9 protein-coding genes and 1 pseudogene are annotated in these 7,943 nt (G+C 30.8%); 7 read left to right on the top strand and 3 right to left on the bottom strand.

The features are described 5' to 3' along the window. A pseudogene (locus HGPG_RS10160) lies at positions 1-284 on the bottom strand (preprotein translocase subunit SecA); the annotation flags it as partial. Positions 285-320: 36 nt separating this feature from the next. Here HGPG_RS10160 and HGPG_RS08880 point away from each other — a divergent pair. From HGPG_RS08880 to HGPG_RS10430, 3 genes are read left to right on the top strand one after another with little or no spacing between them, the layout of a single operon-like run. Continuing rightward, positions 321-1,436, top strand: coding sequence for an AbgT family transporter (locus HGPG_RS08880; protein WP_315969242.1), 1,116 nt, complete (start codon positions 321-323; stop codon positions 1,434-1,436). Positions 1,437-1,448: 12 nt separating this feature from the next. Continuing rightward, entirely contained in the window at positions 1,449-2,207 is a 759-nt protein-coding gene (locus HGPG_RS10425; RefSeq protein ID WP_218915219.1) for a M20 metallopeptidase family protein, read from the top strand. After that, the gene (locus HGPG_RS10430; RefSeq protein WP_218915220.1) at positions 2,104-2,631 is read left to right on the top strand and encodes a M20/M25/M40 family metallo-hydrolase; all 528 of its coding nucleotides are present in this window, start codon (positions 2,104-2,106) and stop codon (positions 2,629-2,631) included. Before HGPG_RS10425 ends, HGPG_RS10430 begins: the two co-directional genes overlap by 104 nt. A 66-nt stretch (positions 2,632-2,697) precedes the next feature. Here the strand turns inward: HGPG_RS10430 and HGPG_RS08890 are convergent, their stop codons facing one another. Next, positions 2,698-3,438: a MerR family transcriptional regulator gene (locus HGPG_RS08890; RefSeq protein WP_019125739.1), complete on the bottom strand. Its 741-nt coding sequence runs from the start codon at positions 3,436-3,438 to the stop codon at positions 2,698-2,700. A 93-nt stretch (positions 3,439-3,531) separates the two neighbouring features. Here HGPG_RS08890 and HGPG_RS08895 point away from each other — a divergent pair, with 93 nt between their 5' ends. From HGPG_RS08895 to HGPG_RS08905, 4 genes are read left to right on the top strand one after another with little or no spacing between them, the layout of a single operon-like run. Then, positions 3,532-4,935 (top strand): YfcC family protein, encoded by a 1,404-nt coding sequence (locus HGPG_RS08895; protein ID WP_019125740.1) that lies wholly within the window; start codon positions 3,532-3,534, stop codon positions 4,933-4,935. Between the two features lie 18 nt (positions 4,936-4,953). Continuing rightward, positions 4,954-5,445, top strand: a complete 492-nt coding sequence (locus HGPG_RS10435; protein WP_218915221.1) for an amidohydrolase family protein — start codon at positions 4,954-4,956, stop codon at positions 5,443-5,445. Between the two features lies 1 nt (position 5,446). Beyond that, complete coding sequence (locus tag HGPG_RS10440; protein WP_218915222.1) at positions 5,447-6,079, top strand: amidohydrolase family protein; 633 nt, start codon at positions 5,447-5,449, stop codon at positions 6,077-6,079. Positions 6,080-6,106: 27 nt separating this feature from the next. Further along, positions 6,107-7,486 (top strand): YfcC family protein, encoded by a 1,380-nt coding sequence (locus HGPG_RS08905; RefSeq protein ID WP_019125741.1) that lies wholly within the window; start codon positions 6,107-6,109, stop codon positions 7,484-7,486. Between the two features lie 164 nt (positions 7,487-7,650). Here the strand turns inward: HGPG_RS08905 and HGPG_RS08915 are convergent. Continuing rightward, on the bottom strand, positions 7,651-7,943 hold a 293-nt coding region (locus HGPG_RS08915), incomplete at its 5' end, for a transposase (RefSeq protein ID WP_019125742.1).

Genomic DNA, 7,943 nt, shown 5'->3' on the forward strand with positions numbered 1-7,943 from the left:
CCTACTGCACGAAGTCCAATTCCCTTTCTTAGTTGATCCATGGCGTCGATGTGATCCATCCACTTTTGGTCAACATTTTGAAGTAAAGCAACTCTTTCGATTTCTCTGAATTTTTCGTCGCCAAATTCTTCTTCTTTTTCTATATATTTTTTATCAGCAAGTTCTTTGATGTATGCTTTTAATGAATCAACTGTTGGATTTTCAAGTCCCTTTAAGAAGTCTTCTGGGAAGTCAAAAGTATTTATTCCAAAGTTTCTAATTGATTCAAAGTCTAAATAGTTTTTGTAGGTATAAATTCTAGTATTGCATCTGATGCAGGGATATTATTTACGCCCGCAATAGGAGCTGCTATATTTGCTAGCTTAGGAAGAAACCCATGGGCAGGAATCATAGTAGGTTATGCAGCTGCTTCTGGAGGGTTGAGTGCTAGTTTATTTATTAGTAATTCTGATGTATTGCTAGCAGGAATAACCGAGAGTGTAGCAACAGGAATGAATATAGAAGGTTCAACAACTCCAGTAATGAATTTTTATTTTATGGCTGCAATGACAATTTTATTAACTATCTTCATCACATTAGTTGCAGAAAAGTTTTTGATAAAATATTTAGATAATGATGGAAATAGGACTTTTAATAAAGATGCTTCACTCGTAGAACTTTCAAATTTAGAAAGAAAAGGACTAAAATATTCTGGTTATGGATTCATTCTATTCATCGCTATAATGTTAATATTAACATTACCTAAAAATGCTTTTTTTAGAGATGAAAATGGCGGATTCTTACCTAAGTCTCCGTTAATATCATCTGTAATGCCAATAATATTTATGTTCTTCTTTATAGTAGGTACATTATACGGAATTGGAGCTAAAACAATTACTAAATTAAGTGATATCCCAAAACATATTCAAGAAGAGCTTAAGGGTATGACTTCAATTTTTCCAACAATGTTTACTGCTTCAATGTTTGTTACATTGTTTAATGCAAGTAAATTAGCAACAATTCTAGCTGTACATGGATCTAATTGGTTACAATCATTACAAATTCCGTCCGTATTGTTAATAATATTATTAATTCTACTGTGTACATTTTTAAATTTATTTATAGGAAGTGCTTCTGCAAAATGGTTAATACTTGCACCAATATTCGTTCCTATGTTTGCAATGATGGGATTTTCACCAGCATTAACTCAAGTTGCTTATAGAATTGGAGATGGAGCAACTAATATTATTTCTCCAATTGCAGGTGCTGTTCCTGTAATCTTAGGTTTATTGGAAGATTATAAGCCTGATAATTATGAAAAGGAAATTGGTTTATGCACAATGATATCTTTAGAACTACCATTTACATTTACATTACTAATTGTTCAAACGGTAAGTTTGATAATTTGGTTTGTTTTAGGAATTCCTCTTGGGCCTGGCGCAGGAACCATAATTTAAAAGGAGCAATTTATGAATTTTAATGAAGTGAAAAATGAAGTTAATAAAAACATTGATACTTTTATAAACATTAGAAGAAAAATCCACAGAAATCCCGAATTATCCATGAAAGAATATGAAACAACAGATTTTATAATAGAAACTTTAAGAGAATTTGGTATAGAAGAAGTTGAAAAGATTAATTCAACAGGTGTAGTTGCTATTATTAGAGGAAAAAGCTCTAAATGTATAGCTATAAGAGCTGATATAGATGCAATACCAATAGATGAGAATAACAGTTTAGAATATAAATCTTCTAATGCAGGAGTCATGCATGCTTGTGGACATGATGTTCATACAACTAGCTTATTAGGTTGTGCATATATCTTAAATAAATATAAAGATGATTTAAATGGGACTGTAAAATTAATTTTTCAACTTGCTGAGGAAACAGGCGAAGGCGCTAAATATATGATTGAAAATGGAGCTTTAAGCAAAGATTCTATTCCACAAGCGATATTTGGTCTTCATTGTTGGCCTAATATCGTAGCTGGAAAAATATATCACAGACACGGGAAAATGGGTACTTGTTCCGATACTTTTGACATAAAAATTAAAGGAAAGTCAGGATATGCCGCACACCCTGAAAATGCTGTTGATCCAATTATAATTTTAGGAAATATTATTTGTGGAATTCAAAATATTATACCTAGAGCTAAGTCCCTTAGATCAAGGTATAATAACCATTTCTTCTGTACATGGAGGAAAGGCGTACAATATAATTCCAGATGAAGTACTGGTAAAGGGAGCTATCAGAGCTTTGTCTGAGGAAACTAGAGAGTTTCTCCACAAGCGATTAAAAGAGATTACTGAAAATGTTTGTAAAACTTTTGGTGGAACAGCTGAGGTTATAATAAATAAAGGAACACCTGTATCCAATAATAATGAAACAATTTCTAAAATAATAGAAATTTCTATAATAAAAAATTTTGGAGAGGAAAACTATATATATAATCCTTTTCCATCAATGGGATCTGAGGATTTTGCATATTATGGAGAAATTATACCAGCTGCTATGTATAGATTAGGGACTGGATTTATAAATCAAAAAAATGCAAGCCTTCATTCCTCAGGTCTAGTAATTAGTGAGGATGCTATATCTACTGGAATCTTGTCTATGGTATCAGTGTGCGATGATTTATTAAATAACATATAAAAATATTTTAAAAGAACAAGGGAGATATAAAAAATGTATCTCCCTTAAATAATAGCGAAAATCGGGCTATTTAATTTCAAGATATGCCTTATAATAATCTACGATATCATCATTATCAAGAGCTGTTGTGAGATATTCTAAAAGAATTATCCCTGTATTAAGACTTGAATTTATTTTTTTTAATTTATCAGGTAAATTACTTTTATAACCAGCATTAACAATTTCCTTTACCATAAAGACTATAAATTTTTCTTTATTATTAGTCCACAAAACATTATTTTTTTCATTAGATGAATTGACTATAATACCTCTTTTTTCAATGTCCATATCAGTAGAGTTATAATACCGTATATATAGAGAGGTATTTTGGGAGTAGAGCTTAATTAAATCATCATCGTGAATATTAAATTCAACAACTGTATCAAACTGAATATTTTCAGTAGTATACTCATTTTTTTGCAGTATAGATAATTTTTGTAATTGTTTCTTTTTATTATTAAGGTTGTCTAGAATTTTATAATAGTTATTAATTTGTTTTTGAGTTTCAATTAAAGACTCGTTAATAAATTTCTCTTGACTAATAAGTGAATTGCTGCTTAAATCTTGAATATCACTAATCTTTATACCTAAATCTTTGTACGACATAATATCTGCAATGTTTATTATGTCTCTTGTGGAATAAACTCTATATCCGTTATCATCTCTTTTAATTTGTATTAAATTTTTTTCTTCCCAAAACCTTAATGTAGATTTCGGAATGCCAAGTAATTTTGAGACATAGTCTATATTAAAATTATAATTCTTCATAAAATATCACATTTGGTAATATAAATTATATAGCTTTATTCATTGACGTTCAAGTTACTTGAAGATTTATAATATGGACAAGAGGTGAAAAAAATGAAAGAAAAGAAAGGTTCGAAAAAATTCAATTTTAAAATGCCACATACCTATGTAATACTTATTACTATTATGGCAATCGTTCTCGTCCTCACTCATGTAATACCTTCGGGTGAATATGACAGGATAGAAGATTCAGTATCTGGTAAGATGGTTGTAGTACCAGGTTCATATCATACTGTTGAGACAAAAGCACCAAGTATTTTTGGTTTATTTTTAGCCTTACAACAAGGCTATGTAGAAGCGGCAAATATTATGTTTTTGATTATTTTTGCCTATGGATTTGTATATTTCTTGACAAAAAATGGAACTATGGACGCTGCACTTGGGACTTTAGTAAAAAAAATAGGGAACAGTGTTCAACTACTTATACCTATAGTAATGATAATATTAGGTTTTTTAGCTTCAACTATGGGAATTTACGAGGAAGTTTATGGCTTATTTCCTATTATGGTAGGTATATTTATTGCCTTAGGTTATGATGCCATTGTTGGTGGAGCTACAATATTTCTAGGAGTCTCCATAGGTTATGCAGCTGGAACAACTAATCCTTATAATGTCGCGGTTTCTCAAGATGTTGCAGGTATACCTTTGTATTCAGGTATGCAATTTAGATGGATTATCTTTTTTGTAATGGAAGTTGTTGCCATAACCTATGTTATGATTTACGCAAGAAAGATAAAGAAGGACCCAACTAAGTCTATAATGTACGGAACAAATATCGAAGGTATTCCTAATAGATCCTTAGAATACTTAGATAATATAATACTAACAACAAGACATAAACTTTGTTTATTATTATTCTTTGGTACCATTGGATTTTTACTTTATGCTGTATTGAAATTAGAATGGTATGTAGATGAGATAGCAGCTCTATTCTTGCTTTCAATGGTAGTTTCAGGGATAATTAGCGGCTATTCTGCGACTGGAATATGTACTACTTTTATTGAATCAACAAAATCTATGGTGTCCTCTATGCTGATTGTAGGGTTTACAAGAGGTATTACTGTTTTAATGAAACAAGGAATGATAACGGATACTATTGTTTATGGGCTAGTAAAAGTATTTAGTACAGGTAGCAAGTACTTTGCTGCTTATGGAATGCTTATCATTCAAAACCTTGTAAAAATATTTATAAACGGTTCTACGAGTCAAGCTACAATAACCATGCCGATAATGGCTCCTACTGCCGAACTAGTAGGGCTGAGCAAACAAATAGCTGCTCTAGCTTATCAATTTGGTAATGGATATGCAGATATTTTTTGGCCTACAGCTTGTGCTTTATGTTGCGGACTAATGGGAGTGTCTTTAGATAAATGGTATAAGTTTGTTACTCCACTGTTCATCATTATTCTTATATTAGAATTTGTGTTTATGACAGTAGCAGTAACGATAAGATATTAATTGGAGATGAGTTAAGTTATGCTTATAAAAAATGGTTTTTTATTAGATTATGAGTCAAAAGAATTTGTAAAAAGAGACATAAAAGTTATAGATGGAAAAATTCACGAAATATCAGATAATATAATAAATGACGATAAAGATATTGTTATTGATGCTACAAATATGTACATTACACCAGGTTTAATTGATGCCCATAGCCATATTTGCATTAGTGAGGAAGGAATGGGACAATTGGGAGATGATTGTTGTGATTATTCTTCAGCACTAACTCCAGAACTAGAAGTTCTAGATGCTATTTATCCATTCGATAAGGCGGTGGAATCAGCTTTAAAAGCGGGAGTAACTACCGCTTGTATTTGTCCAGGAAGTGATGGTGTAGTAGGCGGAATGTGTTCAACCATAGAATTTGGCGAAAAAGTAGCTGATAAGATGATAGTTCAAAGAAAAACTGCAATAAAATGTAGTTTAGGAGAAAATCCAAAAAACTGCAAACCACGGTTTTTCCTCTAGAATGGGTACTGCATATAATTTGAGAAAATGCTTTGAAGAAGCCTTAGAATATAAGTATAAAAAAGAAAATAGCAATGGATACTTTAGAAAAGACTTTGGTATGGAAAACATGTTAAAAGTCTTGAACAAAGAAATACCAATTCATGTTCATGCCCATAGGTCTGATGATATTTGTACAGCAATTAGAATCGCTAAAGAATATGAAATTAATATGGTCATCGTACATGGAACTGATGCAATTTCTATTATAGATTATCTAGCAGAAAATAAGTATCCAATAATATTAGGACCTTCAATGAATCCAAGAGGCAAACAAGAATGTTGGAATAAAACTTTTGAAACAGCAAAATATTTATCAGACAATAAAATAAAATTCTGCATAACTGCAGATCACGATGTAACTCCAATTTACTATCTTGTGGATTATGCTAGAATGTGTGTGAAAAATGGTTTAGATGAACTTGAGGCATTAAAAGCAATTACTAAATATCCAGCAGAAATTTTAGGAATTCAAGATAAAAAAGGCGATATAAAAAAGGGATTAGATGCAGATTTAGTTTTTTGGACAGATCACCCATTTTCAAATTACACTAGAGTAAAAAATGTATTCGTAAGAGGTAACAAATTAGTATAACATCTTAAAGCTAGGAGGTGTGATGGTATGGAAAAAATAAAAAGAAAATTCGAAAATGTTAAAATGCCCCACACTTATGTTATTCTGATGAGCATATTAATAATAGTAAGTATACTAACTTACATTATTCCATCTGGTCAATATACAAGAGTTGAGGACGAAGTTCTTAGGAGAACGGTAGTAGTACCAAACTCCTTTGAGTTCGTAGAAGGGAAGTCTCCCAATCTATTTGATATTTTTTTGGCTATTCAAAAAGGATATGTAAGTTCGGCTAATATACTTTTTCTAATAATATTTGCATATAGCTTTGTAAATATCTTAGTAGTAAATGGGACCTTGAACACTTATATTAATGCTTTAATTAAAAGACTTGATGGAAATAACAACCTATTAATTGTAATTTGTGTCTTTGTTTTTGGAATACTTGGATCCACATTGGGAATATTTGAAGAAGTATATGGATTAATACCGGTTTTTATTCAGCTATTTATCTTACTAGGATATGACAGAATTGTTGGAGGCTCAATTGTATTTTTAGGGGTAGCAACTGGATTCTCAGCTGCAACAACTAATCCATTTTCTATAGGCATTGCTAAAGAATTATCAGGTCTTCCAGTAAATGTGGGAATATGGTATAGAATTGTTGTGTTTATTATTTTTCAGGCTACAGCAGCCTTATACATTATTAAATATGCAAACAAAATTTACTCTAATCCAGAGTTATCACTTTTTAAAGAAGATTTTAATGAAAGTAAAATCGAAGAAAGTCTTGAACCTACAAAAAGACATTTTTTATCGCTCATATCTTTTATTATAACAATTGTTGTATTATTATGCGGGACTGCTTTTTGGGACTGGTATATTGATGAAATTGCAGCGTGGTTTTTGATGATGGCTGTTATTGCAGGAGCTATTAGTGGCTGGAGCGCAAATAAAATCTGCAAAGAAGTTATATTATCAACTAAAGACGTAATATCTTCTGTCTTAGTTGTAGGTTTTACAAGAGGAATAATAATTATTATGAATGAGGCTTTAATATCGGATACAGTAGTATATTATTTGTCAACATTGCTGAATAATTCACACAAAATTATTTCTGCAAATATTATGCTATTCATCCAAAATGTTATTAATTTTTTTGTAACTGGGTCTTCGAGTCAAGCAACTTTAACCCTCCCAATAATGTTACCAGTTTCTGATCTTATTGGACTAAACAGAGAAATAGCAATAATTGCTTATATATTTGGTGATGGTTTTTCTGATATATTTTGGCCAACAGCTTGTATATTGCAATGTGGACTAATGGGTATACCAATAGATACTTGGTACAAGTTTGTAAGTCCTTTGTTTTTAATAATGACAATTCTTCAGATAGTATTAATTTCTATAGCAGTGTATATTTTTTAAAAAATACTTTAACTCATAAAATCCCAATAAAACCTGCTAACAAAAGTCAAGCATAACCCGAATTTATTTTCGGGTTATTTTTCTTTTCTTTATTTATTTATTAGTTTTGAGCATTACAATTAAGCCGATTATTTTTCGGCTTGCTTTTTAGTGCTTTTTCAATCCTATGCTACTTTTAATTCTTTTTTCTCGGCTTTTGATTCCATAACTCTTGCATAGTAGATTCTTAAGAATTTATTTAATCCTGCAAATTTGCAAACTTTTTTGGCTTTTCCTTCTTTTTCTTTTTTTATCATATACTTATATATTTCATTCTCTGGATCTTTAGCACTCATCATACATTTCATTGCCTGGTAGCCTACTTTTCTTAGTATTGTGTTTCCTCTTTTGCTTATTTTTCTTTGATCTGCTTTAAAGTTTCCTGATTCATATGGTGGTGCATCTATTCCTATAAATG

It is taken from the genome of Peptoniphilus grossensis ph5 (assembly GCF_000311825.1).
In the GTDB taxonomy this organism is placed as follows: Bacteria; Bacillota; Clostridia; order Tissierellales; family Peptoniphilaceae; genus Peptoniphilus_A; species Peptoniphilus_A hominis.